Annotated in this window: 20 protein-coding genes; 7 read left to right on the top strand and 13 right to left on the bottom strand. The window is 69.8% G+C overall.

Going from position 1 to position 24,067, the window contains the following annotated elements; translation table 11 throughout:
• Positions 1 to 38: 38 nt before the first annotated feature.
• Positions 39 to 1,031: a quinone oxidoreductase family protein gene (locus tag HZ992_RS07250; RefSeq protein ID WP_209385996.1), complete on the bottom strand. Its 993-nt coding sequence runs from the start codon at positions 1,029 to 1,031 to the stop codon at positions 39 to 41.
• A 65-nt stretch (positions 1,032 to 1,096) separates the two neighbouring features.
• Between HZ992_RS07250 and HZ992_RS07245 the strand changes: the two genes are divergently transcribed.
• Positions 1,097 to 1,417, top strand: a complete 321-nt coding sequence (locus HZ992_RS07245; RefSeq protein WP_209385995.1) for a putative signal transducing protein — start codon at positions 1,097 to 1,099, stop codon at positions 1,415 to 1,417.
• Positions 1,414 to 2,334 carry a DMT family transporter gene (locus HZ992_RS07240; protein WP_209385994.1) on the top strand — a complete coding sequence of 307 codons (921 nt, stop codon included), beginning with the start codon at positions 1,414 to 1,416 and terminating at the stop codon, positions 2,332 to 2,334. The genes HZ992_RS07245 and HZ992_RS07240 overlap by 4 nt, the downstream gene beginning before the upstream one ends.
• Here HZ992_RS07240 and HZ992_RS07235 read toward each other — a convergent pair whose 3' ends face one another.
• The 8 genes from HZ992_RS07235 to HZ992_RS07200 are packed head-to-tail and all read right to left on the bottom strand — an operon-like array spanning position 2,335 to position 11,010.
• Positions 2,335 to 3,123: an SDR family oxidoreductase gene (locus tag HZ992_RS07235; RefSeq protein ID WP_209385993.1), complete on the bottom strand. Its 789-nt coding sequence runs from the start codon at positions 3,121 to 3,123 to the stop codon at positions 2,335 to 2,337.
• 23 nt (positions 3,124 to 3,146) lie between these two features.
• Positions 3,147 to 4,061: a DMT family transporter gene (locus tag HZ992_RS07230; protein WP_209385992.1), complete on the bottom strand. Its 915-nt coding sequence runs from the start codon at positions 4,059 to 4,061 to the stop codon at positions 3,147 to 3,149.
• 41 nt (positions 4,062 to 4,102) lie between these two features.
• Positions 4,103 to 4,495 carry a RidA family protein gene (locus HZ992_RS07225; protein ID WP_209385991.1) on the bottom strand — a complete coding sequence of 131 codons (393 nt, stop codon included), beginning with the start codon at positions 4,493 to 4,495 and terminating at the stop codon, positions 4,103 to 4,105.
• Entirely contained in the window at positions 4,495 to 6,114 is a 1,620-nt protein-coding gene (locus HZ992_RS07220; protein ID WP_209385990.1) for an AMP-binding protein, read from the bottom strand. Before HZ992_RS07220 ends, HZ992_RS07225 begins: the two co-directional genes overlap by 1 nt.
• A 1-nt stretch (position 6,115) precedes the next feature.
• A complete protein-coding gene (locus tag HZ992_RS07215; protein ID WP_209385989.1) occupies positions 6,116 to 7,276 on the bottom strand; it encodes an acyl-CoA dehydrogenase family protein in 1,161 nt (386 codons plus the stop codon).
• A 4-nt stretch (positions 7,277 to 7,280) separates the two neighbouring features.
• Positions 7,281 to 8,132 carry an enoyl-CoA hydratase family protein gene (locus HZ992_RS07210; protein ID WP_209385988.1) on the bottom strand — a complete coding sequence of 284 codons (852 nt, stop codon included), beginning with the start codon at positions 8,130 to 8,132 and terminating at the stop codon, positions 7,281 to 7,283.
• Complete coding sequence (locus tag HZ992_RS07205; protein WP_209385987.1) at positions 8,129 to 8,656, bottom strand: MarR family winged helix-turn-helix transcriptional regulator; 528 nt, start codon at positions 8,654 to 8,656, stop codon at positions 8,129 to 8,131. Before HZ992_RS07205 ends, HZ992_RS07210 begins: the two co-directional genes overlap by 4 nt.
• A 2-nt stretch (positions 8,657 to 8,658) precedes the next feature.
• Positions 8,659 to 11,010, bottom strand: a complete 2,352-nt coding sequence (locus HZ992_RS07200; protein ID WP_209385986.1) for a bifunctional salicylyl-CoA 5-hydroxylase/oxidoreductase — start codon at positions 11,008 to 11,010, stop codon at positions 8,659 to 8,661.
• A gap of 76 nt (positions 11,011 to 11,086) precedes the next feature.
• On the opposite strand from HZ992_RS07200, the gene kynB reads away from it, so the two are divergent.
• The 3 genes from kynB to kynA are packed head-to-tail and all read left to right on the top strand — an operon-like array spanning position 11,087 to position 13,847.
• Positions 11,087 to 11,713, top strand: coding sequence for an arylformamidase (kynB, locus tag HZ992_RS07195; RefSeq protein WP_209385985.1), 627 nt, complete (start codon positions 11,087 to 11,089; stop codon positions 11,711 to 11,713).
• Entirely contained in the window at positions 11,710 to 12,984 is a 1,275-nt protein-coding gene (kynU, locus tag HZ992_RS07190) for a kynureninase (protein ID WP_209385984.1), read from the top strand. Before kynB ends, kynU begins: the two co-directional genes overlap by 4 nt.
• The gene (gene kynA / locus HZ992_RS07185) at positions 12,981 to 13,847 is read left to right on the top strand and encodes a tryptophan 2,3-dioxygenase (protein WP_209385983.1); all 867 of its coding nucleotides are present in this window, start codon (positions 12,981 to 12,983) and stop codon (positions 13,845 to 13,847) included. The genes kynU and kynA overlap by 4 nt, the downstream gene beginning before the upstream one ends.
• Before the next feature lie 21 nt (positions 13,848 to 13,868).
• On the opposite strand, the gene HZ992_RS07180 is transcribed toward kynA, so the two are convergent.
• Entirely contained in the window at positions 13,869 to 15,665 is a 1,797-nt protein-coding gene (locus HZ992_RS07180; protein ID WP_209385982.1) for a methyl-accepting chemotaxis protein, read from the bottom strand.
• A gap of 58 nt (positions 15,666 to 15,723) precedes the next feature.
• Positions 15,724 to 16,215, bottom strand: coding sequence for a Cache 3/Cache 2 fusion domain-containing protein (locus HZ992_RS07175; RefSeq protein WP_245213382.1), 492 nt, complete (start codon positions 16,213 to 16,215; stop codon positions 15,724 to 15,726).
• A 180-nt stretch (positions 16,216 to 16,395) separates the two neighbouring features.
• Between HZ992_RS07175 and asd the strand changes: the two genes are divergently transcribed.
• Both asd and HZ992_RS07165 read left to right on the top strand, forming a co-directional pair.
• Complete coding sequence (gene asd, locus HZ992_RS07170; RefSeq protein WP_209387076.1) at positions 16,396 to 17,241, top strand: archaetidylserine decarboxylase; 846 nt, start codon at positions 16,396 to 16,398, stop codon at positions 17,239 to 17,241.
• A 188-nt stretch (positions 17,242 to 17,429) separates the two neighbouring features.
• Positions 17,430 to 20,627 (top strand): AAA family ATPase, encoded by a 3,198-nt coding sequence (locus tag HZ992_RS07165; protein WP_209385981.1) that lies wholly within the window; start codon positions 17,430 to 17,432, stop codon positions 20,625 to 20,627.
• Between the two features lie 22 nt (positions 20,628 to 20,649).
• Here HZ992_RS07165 and HZ992_RS07160 read toward each other — a convergent pair whose 3' ends face one another.
• Positions 20,650 to 21,732: a hypothetical protein gene (locus tag HZ992_RS07160; RefSeq protein WP_209385980.1), complete on the bottom strand. Its 1,083-nt coding sequence runs from the start codon at positions 21,730 to 21,732 to the stop codon at positions 20,650 to 20,652.
• A 136-nt stretch (positions 21,733 to 21,868) separates the two neighbouring features.
• Complete coding sequence (locus HZ992_RS07155; RefSeq protein WP_209385979.1) at positions 21,869 to 24,064, bottom strand: SulP family inorganic anion transporter; 2,196 nt, start codon at positions 24,062 to 24,064, stop codon at positions 21,869 to 21,871.
• Positions 24,065 to 24,067 lie beyond the last annotated feature (3 nt).

Raw genomic sequence — 24,067 nt, 5'->3', positions numbered from 1 at the left:
ACGGCTGAACGCGGTGCGTTCAGCCTTCTGCGCCGGGATCAGGGCAGCAGCACGCTGCACCCAGTCGTCTTGCGCGCTTCCAGGTCGCGGTGCGCCTGCGCTGCATCGGCCAGCGCATAACGCTGGTCGATGCGGATCTTCACCGCTCCGCTGAGCACCACCGAGAACAGGTCGTCGGCCATCGCCTGCGTCGCCTCGCGCGTGGCGATGTGCGTGAACAGCGTCGGCCGCGACACGTAGATCGAACCCTTGGCGGCGAGCAGGCCCAGATCGATCGGCGGCACCTTGCCCGAGGCGTTGCCGAAGTTCGCCGCCAGGCCGAAGGGCCGCAGGCAGTCGAAGGAGCGCACGAAGGTGTCCTTGCCCACCGAGTCGTAGACCACCTTCAGGCCCTGGCCGCCGGTGATCTGCTTGACGCGCTCGACGAAGTCTTCCTTCTGGTAGTTGATCGCGAAGGCCGCGCCGTGCTCCAGTGCGAGCTTGCACTTCTCGTCGCTGCCGGCCGTGCCGATCAGTTGCAGGCCGAGCGCCTTGGCCCATTGGCAGGCGATCAGGCCGACCCCGCCGGCGGCGGCATGGAAGAGCACGAAGTCGCCGGCCTGCAATCCGCCCTGCGGCAGCGTTTTCTTCAGCAGGTACTGCACCGTCAGGCCCTTGAGCATCATCGCCGCGCCCGTCTCGAACGAGATCGCGTCGGGCAGCTTCACCACGCACTTGGCCGGCATCACCCGTGCCTCGCTGTAGGCACCCGGCGGCTGGCTGGCGTAGGCGGCGCGGTCGCCGGCCTTCAGGTGCGTCACGCCCTCGCCCACCGCTTCGACGACGCCGGCGCCTTCCATGCCCAGCGCCAGCGGCAGCGGGTTGGCGTACAGGCCGGTGCGCTGGTAGACGTCGATGAAGTTCAGCCCGCAGGCGTGGTGGCGGATGCGGATCTCGCCGGGGCCCGGCTCGCCCACCGCGATCTCGTCGAGCTGCATGGCTTCGGGGCCGCCGTAGGCGGCAACGCGGATGGCTTTCACGGTCTGGGGCATCGGCAGGTCCTCTCGGGCTGAAGGTCGTCGAATCCGCTATCGTGCCAGCCTTTGCCGGACGCCGCATGCGCCGCCTGATCTCCGCACCCAACCTGGCGCTGGCCACCCTGTGGGCCGACATGCTCACGCATGCCGGCATGTCCGCGACCGTGCAGCGCGCCTACGCCGGCAGCATCGCCGGCGAGCTGCCGCCCGACCAGGCGCTGCCCGAGGTGTGGGTGAGCGACGACGCGCAGCTCGAGCCAGCGCGCGTGCTGCTCGCCCAGCTGCGCCATCCGCCGCAGCGCCATTGGCTCTGCCCAGGCTGCGGTGAATCGATCGACGGCCCCTTCGACCAGTGCTGGAACTGCGGCGCGAGCATGCCTGCTCCCGGACCCCTCACGTGAATCACGCCCTGACGCCCCGCATCGCCTTTCTGCTCACCCTGCCGCCGCTGCTGTGGGCCGGCAACGCCGTGGTCGGCCGCGCGCTGGTGGGCAGCGTGCCGCCGCTGGCGCTGAACGCCATGCGCTGGTGGATCGCGCTCGTGCTGCTGCTGCCGCTGGGCTGGCGCGTGCTGCGCTCGCCAGGCGACATCACCACGCGCTGGAAGCACTTCGCGCTGCTCGGCCTGCTCGGCGTGGGCAGCTACAACGCGCTTCAGTACCTGGCGGTGCAGACGAGCACGCCGCTGAACGTGACGCTGATCGCCGCCAGCATGCCGGTGGGCATGATGCTCGTCGGCCTGTTCTTCTATGGCGAGCGGCCGGGCACAAGGCAGATCGCCGGCGCAGTGCTCTCGCTGCTGGGTGTGGCGATGGTGATATCGCGCGGCAGCCTCGAGACGCTGCTCCAAGTACGCCTCGTGCCCGGCGACCTGCTGATGCTGCTCGCCGTGGCCCTGTGGGCCGGCTACAGCTGGATGCTCGCGCGGCCGCCCGCATCGATGCGCGGCGAGGCCCGGCCAGAATGGGACTGGGCCGAGTTCCTGCTCGTGCAGGTGATCTTCGGCAGCGCATGGGCGACGCTGGCCGCGGGCGTCGAGACGCAGTTCGCGCCGGTGGCGATCCAGTGGACGCCCTGGGTGATCGCGGCGCTGGCCTACGTCGCCATCGGCCCGTCGCTGATCGCCTACCGCGCCTGGGGGCTGGGCGTATCCACCGTCGGGCCGGCCATCGCGGCCTTCTTCAGCAACCTCACGCCGGTGTTCGCCGGCGTGATGTCGGCCGCGCTGCTCGGCGAGGCGCCGAGCTGGTACCACGGTGTCTCGTTCGTGCTGATCGCCGCGGGCATCGTCGTCTCGTCGATGCCACGCAAGGCCTGATCAGAAGGTGCCGGGGTAGGCGCCGCCGTCGAGCAGGATGTTCTGGCCGGTGAGGTAGCTCGCCTGCGCACTGCAGATGAACGCGCAGAACGCGCCGAACTCCGCCGAGGTGCCGAAGCGCCCGGCCGGCACCGTGGCGCGGCGCTTCTCGAGCACCGCGTCGATGCTCTGCCCGCTCTTCGCCGCCAGGCCCTGCATCGTCGTGCGGATGCGGTCGGTGTCGAACACGCCGGGCAGCAGGTTGTTCACCGTCACGTTGGCCGCAGCCAGGCGCGGCTGTCGTGCCAGCCCGGCGATGAAGCCCGTGAGCCCGCTGCGCGCGCCGTTGGACAGGCCGAGCACGTCGATCGGCGCCTTCACCGCGCCCGAGGTGATGTTGACCACGCGGCCGAAGCCGCGCGCGGCCATGCCGTCCACCGTGGCCTTGATCAGCTCGATGGGCGTGAGCATGTTGGCGTCCACCGCCTTGATCCAGGCCTCGCGGTCCCAGTCACGGAAGTCGCCGGGCGGCGGGCCACCGGCGTTGTTGACGAGGATGTCGACCTGCGGGCAGGCCGCGAGTGCCGCGGCGCGAGCGGCCGGCGTGGTGATGTCGCCGGCCACAGCGATCACCTTCACGTTCGGGTAAGCAGCGCGCAGCTCGGCGGCGGTGGCGTTGAGCGTCTCCTCGCCGCGCGCGGTGATCACCACGTTCACGCCCTCGGCGGCCAGCGCCTGCGCGCAGCCCTTGCCGAGGCCCTTGCTGGCGGCGCACACCAGCGCCCAGCGCCCTGAGATACCCAGATCCATGTCTCGTGTCTCCTTGAGGTCAATCAGCGCCAGCGCGCCAGCAGCCACACCCCGCCCAGCACCAGCAGGGTGCCGGCCGCCACCCAGGCCGTGAACGGTTCGCCGAGCAGCAGCACGCCCATCAGGATGGTCGACATCGGGCCGAGCATGCCGGTCTGCGCGGTGAGCGTGGAGCCGACGCGCTCGATGGCCATCATCACCATCAGCACCGGCGCGAAGGTGCACAGCGTGGCATTGAGCACCGACAGCCAGATCACCTGCGGCGCCACCTCGGTGGCTGCCGAGATCGGCCGCAGGATCAGGAACTGCGCGATGCAGAACACGCAGGCCACGCTGGTGGCCAGGCCGGTCAGGCGCAGCGAGCCGAGGCGCTTGACCACCTCGCCGCTGTAGACGAGGTAGACCGCATAACTCAGCGCGCTGCCGAACACCAGCGCCGCGCCGAGCACCACGTCGCGCCCGGCGATCTGCAGTTCGTGGCCAAACACCAGCAGCACGCCGGCGTAGCTGACTGCCAGCGCGATCAGCTGCCGCCCCGTGGCTCGCCGGCCGAACAGCACCCAGCCGAGCAGCAGCACCATGGTCGGGTTGAGGTAGAGCACCAGTCGCTCGAAGCTGGCCGTCACATAGGCCAGCCCGGCGAAGTCGAGGAAGCTCGCGAGGTAGTAACCGCTGAAGCCCAAGCCGAGGATCGCCAACTGGTCGCGGCGCTCCAGCGGCAGCTTGCCGCGCCCCGCCCACCACGCGAGCAGCAGGAACAGCGGCATCGCGAACAGCATGCGGAACATGATGAGCGTGACCGCATCGACGCCATGCCGATAGGCCAGCTTGACGATGATCGCCTTGCCCGAGAAGGCGATTGCGCCCAGCGAGGCGAGCGCCAGGCCCGGCAGCACGGACGCGGGGGCTTTGTCGGCTGCGAGCGAGGGGGAACTCATGTCGCGATCGATTCTACGGGCCACCCCCGTAGCGCGAGGGTTCAGCGAGGAATGACCGCAGTGACCTCGATCTCCACCTTCGCCCTGTCTTCCATCAATGCACTGACCTGCACCGCGCTCATCGCCGCGTGGTACACGCCGATCAGCTCGCGGAACACCGCGCCGATCTCGCGGCCGCGCGACAGGTACTCGCGCTTGTCGGTCACGTACCAGGTCATGCGCACGATGTGTTCGGGTTTCGCGCCGGCCTCGGCGAGCACGGCCACGATGTTGGCCAGCGCCTGCCGCGTCTGCGCGACGAAGTCGTCGCTCTCGAAGCGGCACTGGCCGTTCCAGCCGATCTGCCCGGCGACGAACACCAGGCGGCCTTCGGCGGCGACGCCGTTCGAATAGCCCTTGGGCTTGTCCCAGGCGGCGGGTTGGAGGACTTGCATCATGTTCCTTGGCGAAGGCGGAAGCGCTGCAGCTTGCCGGTCTCGGTGCGCGGCAGCGCGGTGCGGAACTCGATGGCCCGCGGGTACTTGTAGGGGGCGACGGTCTGCTTGACGAAGTCCTGCAGCTCGCGCACGAGAGCGTCTGTCGGCTCGATGCCTGGCCGCAGAACGACGAAGGCCTTGACGATCTGGCCGCGCTCGGCATCGGCCACACCGATCACGCCGCACTCGGCCACCTTGGGGTGCAGCAGCAGCGTGCTCTCCACCTCGGGGCCGGCGATGTTGTAGCCGCCGCTGATGATCATGTCGTCGGTACGCGCCTGGTAGACGAAGTAGCCGTCGTGGTCGACGAGGTAGGCGTCGCCGGTGAGGTTCCAGCCGTTCTGGACGTACTGGCCCTGGCGGTCATCGCCGCCGAAGGTGAGGTAGCGGCAACCGGTCGGGCCCTTCACCGCCAGCCGGCCGACCTGGCCGCGCGGCAAGGGCTTGCCCTCGTCGTCGAGCACGCAGGCCAGGTAGCCCGGCACCACGGTGCCGGTGGCGCCCGGCTTCGCGTGCGCCTCGTCGTGCGAGATGAAGATGTGCAGCAGCTCGGTGGAGCCGATGCCGTCGATCATCTCGATGCCGCTGGCCTCCTTCCAGAGCTGGCGCGTCGCGGCGGGCAGCGACTCGCCGGCGCTGACGCAGTGCTTCAGCGACGACAGGTCGTGGCCGGCGAGCTGCGGCGCCATCGCGCGGTAGGAGGTCGGCGCGGTGAAGCACACCGTGGCGCGGTACTGCGCGATCGCCGCCGGCAATGCGGTCGGCGAGGCGTTCTCCAGCAGCACGGTGGACGCGCCCACGGACAGCGGGAAAAGCAGCAGACCGCCCAGCCCGAAGGTGAAGGCCAACGGCGGGCTGCCGATGAACACGTCGTCGCGCGTCGGCCGCAGCACGTGTTTCGGCCAGCAGGCGCAGGCGGCCAGCACGTCGCGGTGGAAGTGCATGGTGCCCTTGGGTTGGCCGGTGGTGCCCGAGGTGAAGGCGATGATGCAGGTGTCGTCCTGAGCAGTCTCCACGTTGTCGAAGGTGGCTGGCTTGCCCGCAGCGCGCGCATCGAGCTCGCCAGACTCCGGCGTGTTGAAGTGCAGCACCTGCGTCAGCGTCGGGCAGCCCGGCCGCGCCAGCGCCAGTTCCTCGGCGAGCCGCGCATCGCACAGCGCATGGCTGACCTGCGCCTTGACGACGATCTGCGTCAGCTCCTTGGCGCGCAGCAGCGGCATGCTGCCCACCGCGATGCCGCCCGCCTTGACGACGGCGAACCAGCACGCAGCAAGCTGGGGCGAATTGGCGCCGCGCAGCAGCACGCGGTTGCCGGGCACCAGGCCCATGTCCTCGACGAGCACGCGGGCGATGCGATTCGCCTGCGCCTGCAGTTCGGCATAAGTCCAGCGCACGCCGTGGCCCTGGATGCACAGGCGATCGCCCTGCCCGCTCGCCACCCATCGATCGAGCAGTTCGCTCGCACAGTTGAGCTGCTCGGGGAACTGCAGGTCCGGCGAGTCGAACAGGAACTCCGGCCACTGATCGCGTGGCGGCAGGTGGTCGGCGACGAACGTGTCCACATGCGCAGTCGACATGTCAGGCCTCCTTCAGCAGGTCCTTGCCTATGATCAGCTGCTGCACCTCGGTGGCGCCCTCGTAGATGCGCAGCGAGCGGATCTCGCGGTACAGCGACTCGACCACGTTGCCGCTGACCACGCCGGCACCGCCCCACAGCTGCACCGCCGCATCGATGACCTGCTGCGCACCCTCGGTGGCGGCCATCTTGGCCATCGCCGCCTCGCGCGTCACGTTGCGGCCCTGGTCGCGCTGCCAGGCGGCGCGGTAGGTGAGCAGCGCCGCGCTGTCGATGGTCGTGGCCATCTGCGCCAGCTTGGCCTGCGTGAGCTGGAAGTCCGCCAGCCGCTGGCCGAACATGTTGCGTGACTTCGCGCGCTCCAGGCCCTCGTGAAGCGCGCGCCGGCCGAAGCCGAGCGCGGCGGCCGCCACCGAGGTGCGGAACACGTCGAGCGTGCGCATCGCGATCTTGAAGCCTTCGCCCGGCGCGCCGATGCGGCTGGACTTCGGCACGCGGCAGGCGTCGAAGCGCAGCCTCGCCAGCGGGTGCGGCGCGATCACGTCGATGCGCTGGGCGATCTCGAAGCCCGGTGTGCCGGCATCGACGATGAAGGCCGAGATGCCGCGCGCGCCCGGCGCCTCGCCGGTGCGCGCGAACAGCACGTAGAAGTCGGCGATGCCGCCATTGCTGATCCAGGTCTTCTCGCCGTCGATCACGTAGGCGTCGCCGTCGTCGTGGGCGTTGCACAGCATCGCCGCCACGTCGGAGCCGGCGCCGGGCTCGGACAGCGCGAAGGCCGCCAGTGCCTTGCCCTCGGCCACGCGCGGCAGGTAGCGTGCACGCTGCTGCGGCGTGCCGGCCAGCGAGATCGCACCCGAGCCCAGGCCCTGCATCGCGAAGGCGAAGTCGGCCAGGCCGTGGTGCCAGGCCAGCGTCTCGCGCAGCAGGCAGATCGCGCGCGTGTCGATCACTTCGCTCGCGCCGCCGTGCGCCGTGCCGGCCACCGCGTGGCGCAGCCAACCGGCCGCGCCCAGCTCGCGAACCAAGGCGCGGCACTGCGCGTCGATGTCCGGGCCGTGGTCGCCGGCGTGCAGGTGGCGCGCGGCCCAGGCACCGAGCTCGGTCGACAGGCTGCGATGGCGTGCCTCGAAGAAGGGCCAGTCAAGATGCTGCGTGTTCATCTGGTCAGTCCCCCTCGAACACCGGCTTCTGCTTGCCCACGAAGGCGTGGTACGCGCGGTGGAAGTCCTGCGTCATCATGCAGATCGCCTGCGCCTGCGCCTCGGCCTCGATCGCCTCGTCCACACCCATGGACCATTCCTGGTGCAGCATGCGCTTGGTCATCGCGTGGCCGAAGCTCGGGCCAGACGCGAGCTCGGCTGCCCAGTCGATCGCCGCCGCGCTCAGCGCCTCCGGCTCGACGACGCGGTTGTAGAAGCCCCAGGCCAGCGCCTCGTCGCCCGGCAGCGCGCGGCCGGTGTAGAGCAGCTCCGAAGCCCTGCCCTGGCCAATGAGTCGCGGCAGGATGCTGCAGGCGCCCATGTCGCAGCCGGCCAGGCCGACACGCGTGAAGAGAAATGCCACCTTGCTGCGCGAGGTTCCCACGCGCAGGTCGGAAGCCATCGCGACGATCGCGCCGGCACCGGCGCACACGCCGTCGATCGCGGCCACCACCGGCTGCGGGCAGGCGCGCATGGCCTTGACCAGGTCGCCGGTCATGCGCGTGAAGGCCAGCAGGTCGGGCATGCTCATCTTCGTGAGCGGGCCGATGATCTCGTGCACGTCGCCGCCCGAGCAGAAGTTGCCTCCGGCGCCCTGCACCACCACCGCGTGCACGTCGTCGACGTAGGCCAGGGTGCGGAACAAGTCGCGCAGCTCGGCGTAGGAGTCGAAGGTCAGCGGGTTCTTGCGCTCGGGCCGGTTCAGCGTGATCACGCCGACCTGGCGCTCCACCGCCCAGCCGAAATGCTGCGGCGTGAAGCCGGCCACGCTGCGGCGGTTGCCGCCGGCGAGGTGCGAGTCGATCGGTCGCGTCATGCGGCCTCCTTGCGTTTGCCCTTGGGGGCCGGCACCGTGTCGATGCCGGCGAGGTGTTGCTTGAGGGTGGCGAGCAGCCCGTGCACCTGCGTCTTCTGCGCCGGCGACCAGCCATCGAAGAGCTCGACGATCCAGCCTTCGTGCACCGCCGCCATGCGACGGAACTGGCGCCGGCCCGCGGCCGTGAGCCGCACCTGGTATGCACGGCGGTCGCTCGGATGCGCGGCGCGCTGCACCAGGCCTTCGGATTCCAGCTGGTCGACGATGCCGGTGACGTTGCCGCCGGTCACCATCATGCGGGCCGACAACTCGCCCATGCTCAGCCCGTCGGGCTCGCGGTCGAGCTGTGCCATCAGGTCGAAACGCGGCAGCGTGGTGCCGAACTCGTTGCGCAGGCGCTGGCGGATCACATTCTCGACGCGGGTGGTGCAGGCCAACATGCGAAGCCAGATCTTCAGGGCCTGGTGGTGGTCGTCGAGCACACGGGACTCGACATCAGCGACGGCAGGGATCACGGTGGCCATCGTCACACCCCCTGCGCGAGGTTGGCCTGTTCCTGCGGCGACAGGCCGGCGGTCTGCGCCGCCATCTGCCGCTCGCGCTCGAGGTTGCGCTCGAGCTGGTTTTTGCCCGACAGGTATTGCACCGGCCAGTCGGCGCCCACGCCGCTCGTGTGGCCGATCTTCGCCGCTTCGAGCAGCGTCCAGGCCGGGTTGGCGAGGTGCGGGCGGGCGATGGCACACAGGTCGGCGCGGCCGGCGGCGATGATGCTGTTGACGTGGTCGGCCTCGCTGATCGCGCCCACCGCCATGGTGGCGATGCCCACCTCGTTGCGGATCAGGTCGGCGAACGGCGTCTGGTACATGCGGCCGTAGACCGGCTGCTGCTGCTTGCTCACCTGGCCCGACGACACGTCGATCAGGTCGGCGCCGGCGACCTTGAACGCCCGCGCGATCTCCACCGCGTCGGCCGGCGTGTTGCCGCCGGGCACCCAGTCGTGCGCGGAGATGCGCACCGACATCGGCTTGTCCTGCGGCCAGACGGCGCGCATCGCGGCGAACACCTCCAGCGGCCAGCGCAAGCGGTTCTCGAGCGAGCCGCCGTACTCGTCGCTGCGCTGGTTGGTCAGCGGCGACAGGAAGGCCGAGAGCAGGTAGCCGTGCGCGCAGTGCAGCTCCAGCCAGTCGAAGCCGGCGGCGATGGCTCGTTTCGTCGAGGCGACGAAATCGTCGCGCACGCGGTCCATGTCGGCGCGCGTCATCGCGCGCGACCAGGCGCTGACGCCGTCGAGATACTGCTGCGGCGAGGCCGAGACCAGCGGCCAGTTGTCACCGACAAGAGGCTGGTCCTCGCCCTCCCAGGGCACGCGCGTCGAACCCTTCGCGCCGGCGTGGCCGAGCTGCATGGCGATCTTCGCGCTGGTCTGGCCGTGCACGAAGTCGACGATGCGCTTCCACGCTGCGGTCTGCTCGTCGTTCCACATCCCGGGGCAGCCCGGCGTGATGCGTGCGTCCGGCGTCGGGCAGGTCATCTCGGCGAACACCAGGCCGGCGCCGCCCATGGCCCGCGCGCCCAGGTGCACCAGGTGGTGGTCGCCCGGCACGCCGTGCACCGCGCTGTACTGCGCCATCGGCGAGACGACGACACGGTTCTTCAGCGTCAGGCCGCGCAACTTGAAGGGCGTGAACATCGGCGGCAGCGGCTGCGGGTTCAGGCCCGCCTGGCCGGCCAGCCAGCCTTCAAGCTGGCCGACGTAGCCGGCGTCACGCTGGCGCAGGTTCTCGTGCGAGATGCGCTGCGAGCGCGTGAGCAGCGCGTAGGCGAACTGCTCGGGTTGCAGCTTCGCATGGCGCTCGACGTTCTCGAACCACTCGGTGGAGTTGCGCGCCGCGTTCTGGATCTTCAGCACCTCGACACCGCGCTTGGCCTCGTACTCGACCAGCGCGGCGTTCAGGTCGCCCGGGTGCGTTGCGATGCGGCCGGCGAGATCGATGGCGTCTTCCAGTGCCAGCTTGGTGCCCGAGCCGATGGAGAAATGCGCCGTGTGCGCCGCATCGCCCATCAGCACGATCGGCGCCCTGCCGTTGTGGTGAACCCAGCGTTTGCAGACCACGCGTGGGAAGCGGATCCACTGTGCCGAGCCGCGCAGGTGTGCCGCGTTGCTCATCAGTGCATGGCCGTCGAGGTACTTGGCGAACAGCTTCTCGCAGAAGGCGATGCCATCCTCCTTGCTCATGTCCTCGAGCCCGGCGGCGCGCCAGACCTCTTCGGGCGCCTCGACGATGAAGGTGGACGTGGTCTCGTCAAATCGGTAGGCGTGGGCCTGGAACCAGCCCCACTCGGTCTTCTCGAAGGCGAAGGTGAAGGCATCGAACAGCTTCTTCGTGCCCAGCCAGACGAAGCGGCAGCGGCGCAGGTCGATGTCGGGCTGGTAGGTGGCGGCGTACTTGGTGCGCACCCGGCTGTTCAGGCCGTCGGCGGCGATGATCAGGTCGGCGTCGATGTCGGCGTCGTCCGGGCAGTCGGTCGAGTAGCGCATCTGCACGCCGAGTTCGGCGCAGCGGTCCTGCAGGATGTTGAGCAGGCGCTTGCGGCCGATGCCGCAGAAGCCGTGGCCCGAGGAGCGCATCGTGCGCCCCTTGAAGTGCACGTCGATGTCGTCCCAGTGGTTGAAGGCATCGAGGATCTGGCCGGCGGTCTTGGTGTCAGCCTGGCGCAGCGCGCCCAGAGTCTGGTCGGAAAACACCACGCCCCAGCCGAAGGTGTCGCTCGGCGCGTTGCGCTCGATCAGCGTCACTTCGTTGGCCGGATCCTGCTGCTTCATCAGCAGCGCGAAGTACAGGCCGGCCGGGCCGCCGCCGATGCAGGTGATGCGCATGCCAAGAGCTCCAGTGACGTTCTGACAGACTTTAGGGTTTGATATTTGAAGTGTCAAGCAATAGAATCCCGCCATCATGCTTCGACTGTGGGACATCTCGCCCGCCCTGGGCCCGGACACGCCGCCCTTCCCAGGCGACCAGGCCTACGAGCAGCGCTGGACGGCGCGCATCGGCCCGGGCTGCCCGGTCAACCTGACGGCGCTGACGCTGTCGCCGCACCTCGGCGCCCACGCCGATGCACCGCTTCACTACGCCGACGGCGCGCCCGCCATCGGTGAGGTGTCATTGGAGCCTTACCTCGGTCGATGCCGAGTGATCCATGCCATCGGCAGCGGGCCGCTGGTGCGTCCAGAACATATCGCCCATGCGCTGGCAGATCTTCCGCCGCGTGTGCTGGTGCGCACCTGCGAATGCGCACCGACTCGGTGGTCGGAGGACTTCGCCGCCTATGCGCCGGAAACGATCGAACTGCTGGCCGCCCGCGGCGTGATGCTGGTCGGCATCGACAGCCAGTCGGTCGACCCGGCCACCAGCAAGACGCTGGACAGCCACCATGTGCTGCTGACACACGACCTGCGCGTGCTCGAGAACCTCGTGCTCGACGAGGTCCCGCCCGGCGACTACGAACTCATCGCGCTGCCCCTGAAACTGGTGCAAGCTTGTGCCAGCCCGGTGCGCGCGATCCTAAGAGAACTGGCATGACAACTCGACAAGACGCCCTCGCGCTCGACGCGCGCGACCCGCTGGCCGCGCTGCGTACCCAATTCAGCCTGCCCGAGGGCGTGATCTACCTCGATGGCAACTCGCTGGGCGTGCTGCCCGCGGCCACGCCCGAGCGCGTTGCCGCCGCCGTGCGTGACGAATGGGGCACCGGCTTGATCCGCAGCTGGAACAGCGCCGGCTGGGTCGACCTGCCGCAACGCATCGGCGACAAGATCGGCCGCCTGATCGGCGCCGGCCCGGGGCAGACGCTGGCGGCCGACTCGACCTCGGTGAACCTGTTCAAGGTGCTCAGCGCCGCCCTCGCGATCGTCCAGGCCGGCGGCGACCCGCAGCGCCGCGTCATCGTCTCCGAGCGCAGCAACTTCCCCACCGACCTCTACATCGCCGAGAGCCTGGCCCGCCAGCACGGCTTCACGCTCAGGCTGGTCGAACCCGACGAGATCGCCGCGCAGTTCGAAGGCACGCTGGCCGTGCTCATGCTCACGCACGTCAACTACCGCACCGGCCGCATGCACGACATGGCGGCGCTGACGCGCGCTGCCCATGGCTGCGGGGCTCTCGCGCTGTGGGACCTGGCTCACTCCGCCGGCGCAGTGCCGGTGGACCTGATCGGCGCCGACGTCGACTTCGCGGTGGGCTGCGGCTACAAGTACCTCAACGGCGGCCCGGGCGCACCGGGCTTCCTGTGGGTGCACCCGCGCCAGCTCGAGCGCATGGAGCGCGACGGGCTCTGGCAGCCGCTGTCTGGCTGGTTCGGCCACGCCGCGCCCTTCGAGTTCTCGCCGCACTACCGCCCGGCCGCGGGCATCGTGCGATTCAGCTGCGGCACGCCGCCGGTGCTGGGCCTCACGGCGCTCGAGGTCGGCGTGGACACGCTGCTCGCCGCCGAGCCGCTCGGTGGCCTGGCGGCGATGCGCCGCAAGTCGCTGGCCCTGACCTGCCACTTCATCACGCTGGTCGAGAAGCATTGCGCCGGCCACGGACTGAGCGTGATCACGCCGCGCACCGAGGGCGAGCGCGGCAGCCAGGTGAATCTGGCCCGCGAGGAAGGCGCCTACGCGATCGTGCAGGCGCTGATCGCGCGCGGCGTGATCGGCGACTTCCGCGCGCCGGACAACCTGCGCTTCGGTTTCACGCCGCTGTACACGCGCTTCGTGGACGTGTGGGACGCCGTCGAGCACCTGCGCCAGGTGCTCGAATCCGGCGAATGGCAAGAGGCGCGCTTCCACCAGAAGGCGGCCGTGACATGACCTGCCCCTATGCCCACGATGCGCCCGAGGGCGGCGAGAAGATCGTCGCCGACGAAGGCGCCAAACTCGACTTCAGCCGCGACATGAGCTACGGCGACTACCTGAAGCTCGATGCCGTGCTGAACGCCCAGCATCCGCTCTCGCCCGACCACAACGAGATGCTGTTCATCGTGCAGCACCAGACCAGCGAGCTGTGGATGAAGCTGATGCTGCACGAGCTGTCGGCCGCGGTGGCGGCGATCGCGCGCGACGAGCTCGGCACGGCCTTCAAGATGCTGGCGCGCGTCAGCAAGATCATGGAGCAGCTGGTGCACGCCTGGGACGTGCTGGCAACGATGACGCCGCCGGAGTACTCGGCGATCCGGCCGTACCTGAGCAACAGCAGCGGCTTCCAGAGCTGGCAGTACCGCTGCATCGAGTTCATGCTGGGCAACAAGAACGCGGCGATGCTCAAGCCGCATTCGCACCGGCCAGACCTGCTCGCGAAGGTGGAGGCGGCGTGGCGCGCCCCGTCGCTGTACGACGAGTCGCTGCGCCTGCTCGCACGTCGAGGCATTGCCGTGCCGGCCAGCCACTTGGAGCGCGACTGGACGCAACCCTACCCGGCCGACGACGGCGTCGAGCAGGCCTGGCTGACGGTCTACCGCGACCCGAAGCAGCACTGGGATCTGTACCAGCTCGGCGAGGAACTCACCGACCTGGAGGACGCCTTCCGGCTCTGGCGCTTCCGCCACGTCACCACGGTCGAGCGGGTGATCGGCTTCAAGCGCGGCACCGGCGGCACCAGCGGCGTGGGCTACCTGCGAAAGATGCTCGACACCGTGCTCTTCCCCGAGATCTGGAAGCTGCGCACCGACCTCTGAGGACGCTGCGCAGCGCCGGGCTCAGAAGCTCTGCCAGTCGTCGTCGGGGGCGGTCGAGGCCGGTACCGGCGCGGGGCGTGGCGCGGCCACTGCTGCGGCCGGCTTGGTCGGCGCGGCGACCGGCGGCTTCGCGGCCGGCGCTGCACCACTCGATTTCTTCGCGACGGCGCCCGGCGCCTTCGGCTTGGCCACTGCAGCCGCGGCCACGGGTGCCGGCGTCGCGTTGACGCGCGGCTCGCCGTGGGCCAGCTTGAACACCGCCACCGCCTGCACGAGCTGCTGCGCCTGCTGCTTCAGGCTTTCGGCAGCGGCTGCGCTCTGCTCCACCAGCGCCGCGTTCTGCTGCGTCGCCTGGTCCATCTCGCTGACCGCCTGGCCGACCTGCTGAACGCCGGAGTTCTGCTCGACGCTGGCCGAGCTGATCTCGCCGACGATGTCGCTGACGCGGCGGATCGCGGTGACGATCTCCTGCATGGTCTGGCCGGCCCGGTCGACCAGCGCGCTGCCGCGCTCGACACGCTCCACGCTCGCACCGATCAGCGTCTTGATCTCCTTGGCGGCCTCGGCGCTGCGCTGCGCGAGGCTGCGCACCTCGCCGGCCACCACCGCGAAGCCGCGGCCCTGCTCGCCTGCGCGCGCCGCTTCCACCGCCGCGTTCAGCGCCAGGATGTTGGTCTGGAAGGCGATGCCGTCGATCACGCTGATGATGTCGGCGATCTTCTTGCTGCTCTGGTTGATGTCCTTCATGGTGTCGACCACCTGGCCGACCACCTCGCCGCCCTCCAATGCCACCGTCGAGGCGCCTAGTGCGAGCTGGTTGGCCTGCTTGGCGTTGTCGGCGTTGTTGCGCACCGTCGAGCCCAGCTCGTCCATGGTGGCCGCGGTCTCCTGCAGAGAACTCGCCTGGTGTTCGGTGCGTGTCGAGAGATCCTGATTGCCCTGCGCGATCTGCGCGCTGGAGATGGCCACGTTCTCCGAACCCTGGCGCACCGCGGAGACGGCTTGCGCCAAGCCGCGCTGCATGGTCTGCAGGCGCGCCATCAGGCTGTCGGTGTCGCCCGGCTTGACGTGAATCGTCGTCGACAGGTCTCCTTCGGCCACGGCACGCGCCACCTCGGCCGCCACCTGCGGCTCGCCGCCGAGCTGCGCGATGAGCCGGCGCGTGATCGCCCAGGCCAGCACGAAGCCGAGCACCAGGGTCGCTGCCAGCACGACCAGGATCAGCGTGCGCGCCTGCTTGTAGACCTCGTCGACATGCTCGGCAGCCTTCTGGCCGCCCTCGAAACTGAACTTGTTCAGCGCGTCCAGCGCGCTCACCGTCTCGTCGAAGGCGGTGCTGCCCAGTCCGTCGCTGATGTCGGCGGCGTCCTGCTGCTTCTTGTCGCGGCCCAGCGCGACGACCTTCTTCTGAGCCGACTCGTAGGCCTGCCAGCCCTTGCTCAGCTTGCCGAACAGCTCGCGCTCGGCATCGGAGCGCAGCAGCGGCTCGTAGGCGCTCGCCGAAGCGGCCACGGCTTTCGCGGCCGCGGTCAGCTTCTCCTCGTACTCGCTGTGGTAGCTGCGGTCCGCAGCGCGGCTGTGCTTGACCTCGAAGTCGCGTGACTCGATCAGCGCGACACGCATCGCCGACAGGTGGCCCACGCCCTGCAACCACTTCTGGTTGAGTTCCATGGCCTGCGTGTCGACGCGGTACAGGCCGGCGATCGCCAGCGTGCCCATCACGGCGGACAGGGCCAGCACGACGAAGAAGGCGAGCGAGAGTTGCTGGGCGACGCGCAGGCGCGAGAAGGCCTGCGCCAGCGGGTTGGTTTTCTTCATGGTCGTTCCACCTGGGATGACGATCAGTCGTAGCGTGCGGCGCGCCGGCCGCAGCGCCTTACTTCTTGTGGCCGATGTAGCTCACGCCGATGATCTTGCCGCCGGCATCCTTGATCGGGTTGTAGCAGGCGTCGAAGGCGGTGCCGAGCACGTCGATCGGGCCGCAGTAGCTCTGCCCCTTCGAGACCGCCTCGTAGGCCGCGTTGCGCGCGAGCTGCGTGCCGATGCCGCGCTTGCCTTCGGGCGTGAGCACGTTGGTGCTGACGCGCACGAACTCGTCGCCCTGCTTCACGAACACGGTGGCGGTGGCGTTGTGTGCCTTGCGCACCGCGTCGACGACATCGTAGTTGTTGTTGATCTTGCGCTCGCCAAAGTACAGCGCCGGCACGTCCTTGTCGGCCACCTTCTCGGTGCCTTCGAGCTTGGGTGCGCCGATCTTGGCCAGGCGGGCATCGAGGTCAGCGATGGTCGCCTTCGGGTCGTAGGCGTGCGCAGACGACATGGCAACGACGCTCAGGGCGAAAGTGGACAGGACGGAGTTGAACTTCATGGCGCTTTCCTGCATTGAAAGGTTGTTGACGATCCGGACGCGACTCACCACGGCCGAGTGAACCGTGTATCGGCATTCTGCGAATCGGCTTGAGTTCGGTCAGGGCGAACAGGGGCACAAAGCTGCCGCTGTTCCGCGGTGGTGCATGGGGCCCCCGATACAATCGCGCCGCCCATGCCGATGAACGATTTCCTCGCCGTCCTGCCCCAGTACCTCCTGCCCAAGCAGGCCCTGACCGCGCTGGCAGGCACCATTGCCTCGCACCGCGGCGGTGCATGGACGACAAGCCTGATCCGCCGCTTCGTCGCGCGCTATCAAGTCGACATGAACGAGGCGGCCGATCCCGACATCGCGCACTACGCGAGCTTCAACGACTTCTTCACGCGGGCCCTGAAGCCCGGCGCCCGCCTGCTGGCCGAAGCTCCCTGGCTGTGCCCGGTGGATGGCGCGATCAGCCAGTTCGGCCGCATCGAGCGCGACCAGATCTTCCAGGCCAAGGGCCACGCCTACTCGACCACCGCGCTGGTCGGTGGCGATGCCGCGCTTGCCGCGCGCTTCGAGAACGGCCACTTCGCCACGCTGTACCTCAGCCCGCGCGACTACCACCGCATCCACATGCCCTGCGACGGCCGGCTACTGCGCATGATCCACGTGCCCGGCGCGTTGTTCTCGGTGAACCCGACCACCGCGCGCGGCGTGCCCGGGCTGTTCGCGCGCAACGAACGGGTGGTGTGCCACTTCGAGTCGCCGCACGGGCCCTTCGTGCTGGTGCTGGTGGGCGCCACCATCGTCGGCAGCATGGCCACCGTGTGGCACGGCGTGGTCAACCCTCCGCGACCCGGCCGCCTGCGTGAATGGACCTACGCCGACGGCCAGGTGTACCTGAGGCGCGGCGACGAGATGGGCCGCTTCCTGCTCGGCTCGACGGTGGTGCTGCTGTTCCCGAAGGACACGCTGCGGTTCGAGTCGGGCTGGGCGCCCGGCGGCGCCGTGCGCATGGGCGAGGCGATGGCGCACGCCGCCTGAGTCCGGCCGCCCCTGCGGCGAGATCGCTCCGCTTTCGCACCGCGGCCAGCGGGCATGGTGATCCTTCGGATCGGTCGGCGGATGTGGGCGCAACGCCGCTGCCAATCACCCCGATCGCCGTTTCCTGTGTTCGTACGCGTGGGCGGGAGCGCCGCAGTCCGGGCCGGCCGAGCCGCTAGACTCGCGGCATGCTCAATTGCCCCGGCTGCGGTGAGGAGAACCCGGCCAAGTTCAGGTTGTGCGGATACTGCGGCACGGCGCTGACCACGGCGGCGCCGTCGTTGCCCGCGCGCGAGGTGCGCAAGACAGTCACTATCGTCTTCTCCGACCTGAAGGGCTCGACCGCGCTTGGCGAAGTGCTCGACCCGGAGGCACTGCACGAAGTCAAGGAGCGCTACTTCGGCGCCATGGCGGCCGAAATCACGCGCCATGGCGGCAAGATCGAGAAGTACATCGGCGACGCCATCATGGCGGTGTTCGGCCTGCCGCGCGCCCACGAGGACGACGCCCTGCGCGCCGTGCGCGCCGCCATGGGCATGCAGGCGGCGCTGCGCCGCGTCAACGAGGATCTGACGAGCCGCTACGGCGTGGCCCTGGCCAATCGAACTGGCGTGAACACCGGCGAAGTGGTCGCCAGCGACGACCCGACGGCCGACCAGAAGTTGGCCACCGGGGACGCCGTCAACGTCGCGGCGCGGCTCGAGCAGGCTGCACCCGAGAACCAGATCTACCTGGGCGACGTCACCTACCGGCTGGTGCGCGACGCCGTCGAGGTGGAGTCGGTCGAGCCGCTCGAACTCAAGGGCAAGGCGCAACGCGTGCCGGCCTACCGACTGGTCGCCGCGCCCGGCCTGGACGGCCTGGTGCGCCGCCACGACCGCCCGCTGGTCGGCCGCGACGCCGAACTCGCCACGCTGGCCGAGCTGTACGGCCAGGTGTCGCGCGAGCGCACCGCGCGCATGGTCACGCTGATCGGCGACGCCGGCTTCGGCAAGTCGCGCCTGGTGCACGAGGTCGTCGACCGCATCGCCGTCGGCGCCCGCGTGCTCACCGGCCGCTGCCTGCCCTACGGCGACGGCATCACCTTCTGGCCTCTGCTGATGATGGTGCGCGAGGCGGCCGACATCCGCGATGCCGACTCCCCCGAGATCGCGCAGGACAAGCTGCTCGCCGCGGTGGGCGACGCCGAAGTGGCGCAGCGCCTGGCCAGCGCCGCCGGCCTGAGCTCGGCCTCGTTTCCGCTGGCCGAGCTGAACTGGGCGGCACGCAAGTTCTTCGAGGGCTGGTCGGCCTCGGCGCCGCTGGTCGCCTTCATCGACGACATCCACTGGGCCGAGCCGGCCTTTCTGGACCTGCTCGAACACGTGCAACTGACCGCACTGGACGCGCCCATCCTGCTGCTGACCACCGCGCGCCACGACCTGATCGAGGAGCGCGCGGCCTGGGGCACGCAGCCCGGTTCGGTGCGCCTCGTGCTCAAGCCGCTGAGCGACGATGCCTCGGCGCGCGTGGTGGCCAACCTGCTGGGCTCGGCCGGGCTGTCGGCCGAGGTCACCACCCGCATCGTGCAGGCCGCCGAGGGCAACCCGCTGTATGCGGAGCAGATGTTGTCGATGCTGATCGACAGCGGCGCGCTGCGCGTGCACGACGGCCACTGGGTGCGTGCCGACGAGACGGCCGAGATCGCCGTCCCGCCGACCATCCACGCCCTGCTCGAGGCACGGCTGGACGGGCTGGGCCGCGCCGAGCGCGCCGCTGTCGAGCCCGCCTCGGTGATCGGGCTGGAGTTCCCGCAGTCGGCCGTCGAGTCGCTGTCGCCGCAGTCGGTGCGCACCGAGCTGCCGGCCCACCTGGGCACGCTGACGCGCAAGCGCTTCATCCGCCCGGCGCAGTCGTCCGGCGCCGAGCTGACCTACCGCTTCCACCACCACCTGGTGCGCGAGACGGTCTACAACGGCCTGCTCAAGCGCGCCCGCGCCAACCTGCACCTCGAGTTCGTGCGCTGGGCCGACCGCGCGAATGCCGACAGCGATCGTGCGCTCGAGTTCGAGGAGATCCTCGGCTACCACTTGGAACAGGCGCACCGCTACCTGCGTGAGCTGGGCCCGCTGGACACACAGGGCCAGGCCACCGGCAGCGACGCCGCGCGACGCCTGTCCGCCGCGGGCCGGCGAGCCGCGGCGCGCGGCGACATGCATGCCGCGGCCAACCTGTACCGGCGTGCCGTCGCCGTGCTCGACAACAACGACCCGCAGCGCTGGCAGCTGCTGCCCGATCTTGCCGAGACGCTCATCGGCGTGGGCGACTTCGCCGGCGCGCATGGTGCGCTGGACGAAGCCTCCGGCGCCGCCGATCGCAGCGGCAACGCCCGCCTGAAGGCATCGAGCCAGCTGCTGGGCATGTTCGTGCGCCTGTACAGCGGCGAGCAGCAGGACGACTGGAGCGAAGAGACGCTGCGTGTGTGCCACGAGCTCATCCCCATGCTCGAGCGTGAGAAGGCCCACAACGAAGTCGCCACGGCCTGGCGCTTGGTCGTGCTGGTGCACGGCATTGCCGGGCGCTTCACGCAGGCCAGCGAGGGCGTGGCGCACTCGATCGCGCACGCCCGCCTTGCCGGCAACGAGCGGCTGGTGGCACGCAACGGGTTGATGCTGGCCATCAACGCGCTCAATGGCCCGATGCCGGTGGCGCAGGCCATCGTCGACTGCGAGCAGCTGCTCGCCGCCGGGCTCAGTGATCGGCAGGTCGAGTGCAACGTGATGTGCGCACTCGCGCAGCTCAAGGCGATGAACGGCGAGCTCGACGCGGCACGCCTGCTCTACCGCCGCAGCCGCGCGCTGCTGCGCGACCTCGGCCAGGGCGTCTATGCGGCCTCGACCGGCATCGACCTGGCACGCGTCGAACTGCACGGCGGCGACCTCGCCCTCGCGCAGCGCGAGGTGCAGGCCGACTGCGACTTCCTGGCCGCGAAGGGCGAGACCTACTTCCTCTCGACCATGGCCGCGCTGCTCGCGCGCATCGCCCGCGACCAGGGCCGCGACGACGAGGCGCTGGCGCTGTCGCGCACCGCCGAAGAGGCCACGGCCTCGGACGACATGGAGTCGCAGGCGCTGTGGCGCATGGTGCGCGCACCGATCCTGGCGCGTGCCGGCGAGCTGCTGCTGGCTGAGGAACTGGCACGCAACGCCGTCGAACTGGTGCGGCGCACCGAGTCGCCGATGCTGCAGGCCGATGCGTTGGCCGAACTGGCCGCGGTGCTGGCCATCGCCGAGCGCCATGACGAGGCGCACTGCCTGCGCGCCGAGGCGCTGGCGCTTTACGAAAGCAAGGGCAACCGGGTGATGGCCAGGCGCTGCATCGCGCCGGACACGCAGGCCGCCTGCTGAGCCGGCCTGCGCGGGGTCGAGGTCAGAAGACCTTGTACGAACCGTTCTTGAGGTTGATCAGCGTCCACTCGAAGTCACCGTCGAGGTCCGGCGTCCATCCAGGCGTCCTGCTGCTCTTGTAGTACGTCCGCTTGGCGATGCAGGGCACGCCGTCGGTGCGCGGCGAGGTCGGGCTGGCGCACTCGCCCACGATCACGGTCCCGCCGGGCCCTGTGTACTGGATCAGCACGCTGTCGATCTTCGTGCCCTTGAGGATCGTCGATGCGTCCTGGCGCAGCACGATCGTCAGGTAGGGGCTGAAGGTGCCGGGGATGGTGATGTCCGAGCGGAAGCACGCCGTGAAGTTGTTCGTGCAGTTGATGGCGTCCGGCGTCTCGAGGATCTCGGCCGTGGTGAAGCTCGTGCTGGCCGGCACGATCACCGAGGTGGCGAAGGGGTCCGCGCCCGAGGTGACGCCGCCCGAGCCGGTGAACAGGTTGCCGCCGCTCTTCTGCACCGCCGACTTCACAATCGTCGGGTTGAAGGTGCCCAGCGTGACCGCACCGGTGGTCCATTCGGCGACCGAGTTGTCGACTGGCGAGGTGGCGCCACCCGTCGTCTCGGCGTAGTAGGTGATGCCGCTGAACGCCACGCAGTCGGTGCTGCCGCACAGCGCCGGGTCACCGTCGGGCAGCGGGCTGGCCGTGTCCTTCACCGGCGCCTTGAAGAAGACCGCGAAGGTCGGGAACGCGGTGCCGGCCTTGAGCTGGCCGATCGCGCAGTTGATGCTGGTGCCGCCTGCCGTGGTCGTGCAGGAGACGCCTTCGGACGAGCTGAAGACGACCTGCTCGTCGAGGTCGGTGGCCCGCGCCGAACCGGTGAAGCTGATGTTGTTGATCGTGTTGCCGCCGCCATTGGCGATGCTGACGGCGTAGCCGATGTAGGTGTTCAGCGCAGGACGCGCCGGCGAGGTGGTGGCCAGGGAGCTGTAGGTCACGGCCGGCGACAGCGGCGTGACCACGGTGGTCAGCACACCGGCTCCGGCCTGCGCCGTCATCGGGATGCTCGCGCAAGCAATGCTCAGCAGTGCAAGGCTGGCGCCCGCACGCAGGGAAGCGAAATTCATGAATCCTCCTGGGGCCCGTGCGGCTTGTGCGAATCGGGACTCCGATTCGACCGTGGGTTATGTGCACATTTTCATATGCTGTGTGCATTTGTGCCCAGAATGCTCCGGGCACCCCCCGATCTCGGGGGGCGGGTGATCACCCGGCGGACTGCCGCCGCAGCGAAGTCGCGCTGCGCAGCCGCGCGGAAAGGTGAACCGCGATGTTGCGGTACAGCTGCGCCGCCAGTGCCGGCTGCTCGCGCCCGATGCGATCCAGCCCTTGCTTGGTGAGCTGGAAGACCTCGGCGTCGGAGTCGGCGGTAGCGCCCGCACTGCGACCGCCGCCATCGAGCATCGCCGTCTCGCCCAGCATCAGCCCGGCCGAGAAGCTCACGAAGCGCTGGCGCAGGTGCTGCGGCCCGCTACCGGCCACCACCGTGATCGAGCCGCGCGTCAGCACGTAGAGGCCGTCGGCCGCATCACCCTCGCGGAACAGCACCTCGCCCGCGGCCAGCCGGCGAGGCTGCATCTGGGCCAGCACCAGCGCGCATTGCGCCGTGTCCAGGCCGATGAACAGGCTGCTGTCCTGCGGGGCGATGACAGTGTCGCCCAGTGCGATGCCGGCATCGGACAGCAACTGCAGTTCGGCCGCCTCGACAGCGCGGTCGAGGTCGGCGAACCAGTCGTCGCGCCGCGCCTCGCGAAAGCAGCCGAAGGCGCGCAGGCGCCGCCCATGCGGATGTTCGGCCGTCACGCCCGCCAGCATCAACGTCTGTCCGCGTCTGCACAGGCTGGTTGACATCTGCTGCAGCAGCATCGCGCCCGACGCGTCGATGGTGCCCACGCCGCGCAGGTCGAGCACGACGAAGCGCGCCTCGGCGCCGATCGCGTCCACCTCGCGGGCCAGGCGCTCGGCGCTGCCGAAGAACAGCGCGCCCTCCAGCTCGAGCAGCGCGATGCGCACGCGCGCCTCGCGCAGGAAGTCCTCCTGGCGCGACGGGTAGACGCGCCGCGAAGCTTCGAGCGCAGCCGTGCGCCGCGAGCGCACCAGCGAGCGGTTCATGTTGCGCACGAAGACGACCAGCGTCACCAGCACGCCGGCGGCCACGCCGACCGCGAAGCCGCGCCAGACGGTGACCGCGCAGACGAAGGCGACGATGGCCAGCGTCTCCCACACGTCGGCGGAGCGTTCGCCGCTGCGCCACTGGCCGATCAATTGCCGGGTCCAGCGATCCACCAGCGCCACGGCCACCGTCAGCATGATGCCGGCCAGCACCGCCTTGGGCAGCAGCGCCAGCCAATGCGCGAACAGCAGGTACATCGCGCCGAAAGCCAGCGCGCCGACCAGCGCCGAGCGTCGTCCCACCCCGCCGGCGCGCAGCGTCGCCAGGGCGCGTGCGCGCAACACGACCACCGGCAGGCCTGCGAACAGGCCGACGACGATGTTCGACACGCCCAGCACCAACAGGTCGTGTCCGGCATCGTGGCGCGAGTCGAGCTGCTGGTCGATTGCCATGCCGCTGAGCACCGATTCGAGCGCACCGATCAGCGCCAGCACGGCGGCCGCGGTGAGCACGTCGGAACTGTGCCGCCAGACGAACGCCGCCGTGGCGGGATCGGCGATCTGCCACGCGAGCTCCGGCATCGGCAGGCTCGACGGCAGCGGGCCGACGGACCCACCCAGCATCAGCGCCGACGAACTCAGATGCAGGCCGGCATACAGCGCCAGGCCGAAGGCCAGGCCGATGAGCTGCGCCGGCGCCTGCGGCCAGCGCCAGGCGATCAGCCAGGTGCAAGCCGCCGTGGCCAGGCCCAGGGCGAGCGTGCCGGCGTGAAAGTCCACCAGCCCCGCGCCCGGGCGCAGCCCGAGCAGCGTGGGCAACTGCGACAGGAAGATCAGCACGGCGACGCCGTTCATGAAGCCGGCGAGCACCGGCTGCGGTACGAACTGCGCGATGCGCCCCAGGCCCAACCGCGCAAAGACGATCTGCAGCACGCCCATCAGCACCACCGCCGATCCGCCCGCGGCCAGCACCAGCGCGATGCCCGACGCACCGGCCGCCGCCACGGCGGGGTCGTGAACCAGCGGCCCGATCACGCCGGCGAAGATCAGCGCGGTGGCCGAACTCGGCCCGGCCACCGGCATGGCACCGCGCCCGAACAGCGCGAACAGCACGCCGCCGAACGTGACCGAGACAAAGGCCGCCGCCAGCCCGCGCGGTGCGGAGCCTTCGCCCAGCGGCGCGTAGCCCAGCAGGCCGATCGTCACCACGACCGCGAGCATCACCACCGAGCCGATCGTCCCGCCGAGGATCTCCGCGGGCCAGGGCGCGCGGCGTCGGTCTGCACTCAAGCG

Source organism: Rhizobacter sp. AJA081-3, assembly GCF_017795745.1.
In the GTDB taxonomy this organism is placed as follows: domain Bacteria; phylum Pseudomonadota; class Gammaproteobacteria; order Burkholderiales; family Burkholderiaceae_C; genus Piscinibacter.
The sequence above is the reverse complement of the archived record's forward strand: the minus strand, read 5'-3'. Positions and strand labels throughout refer to the sequence as shown.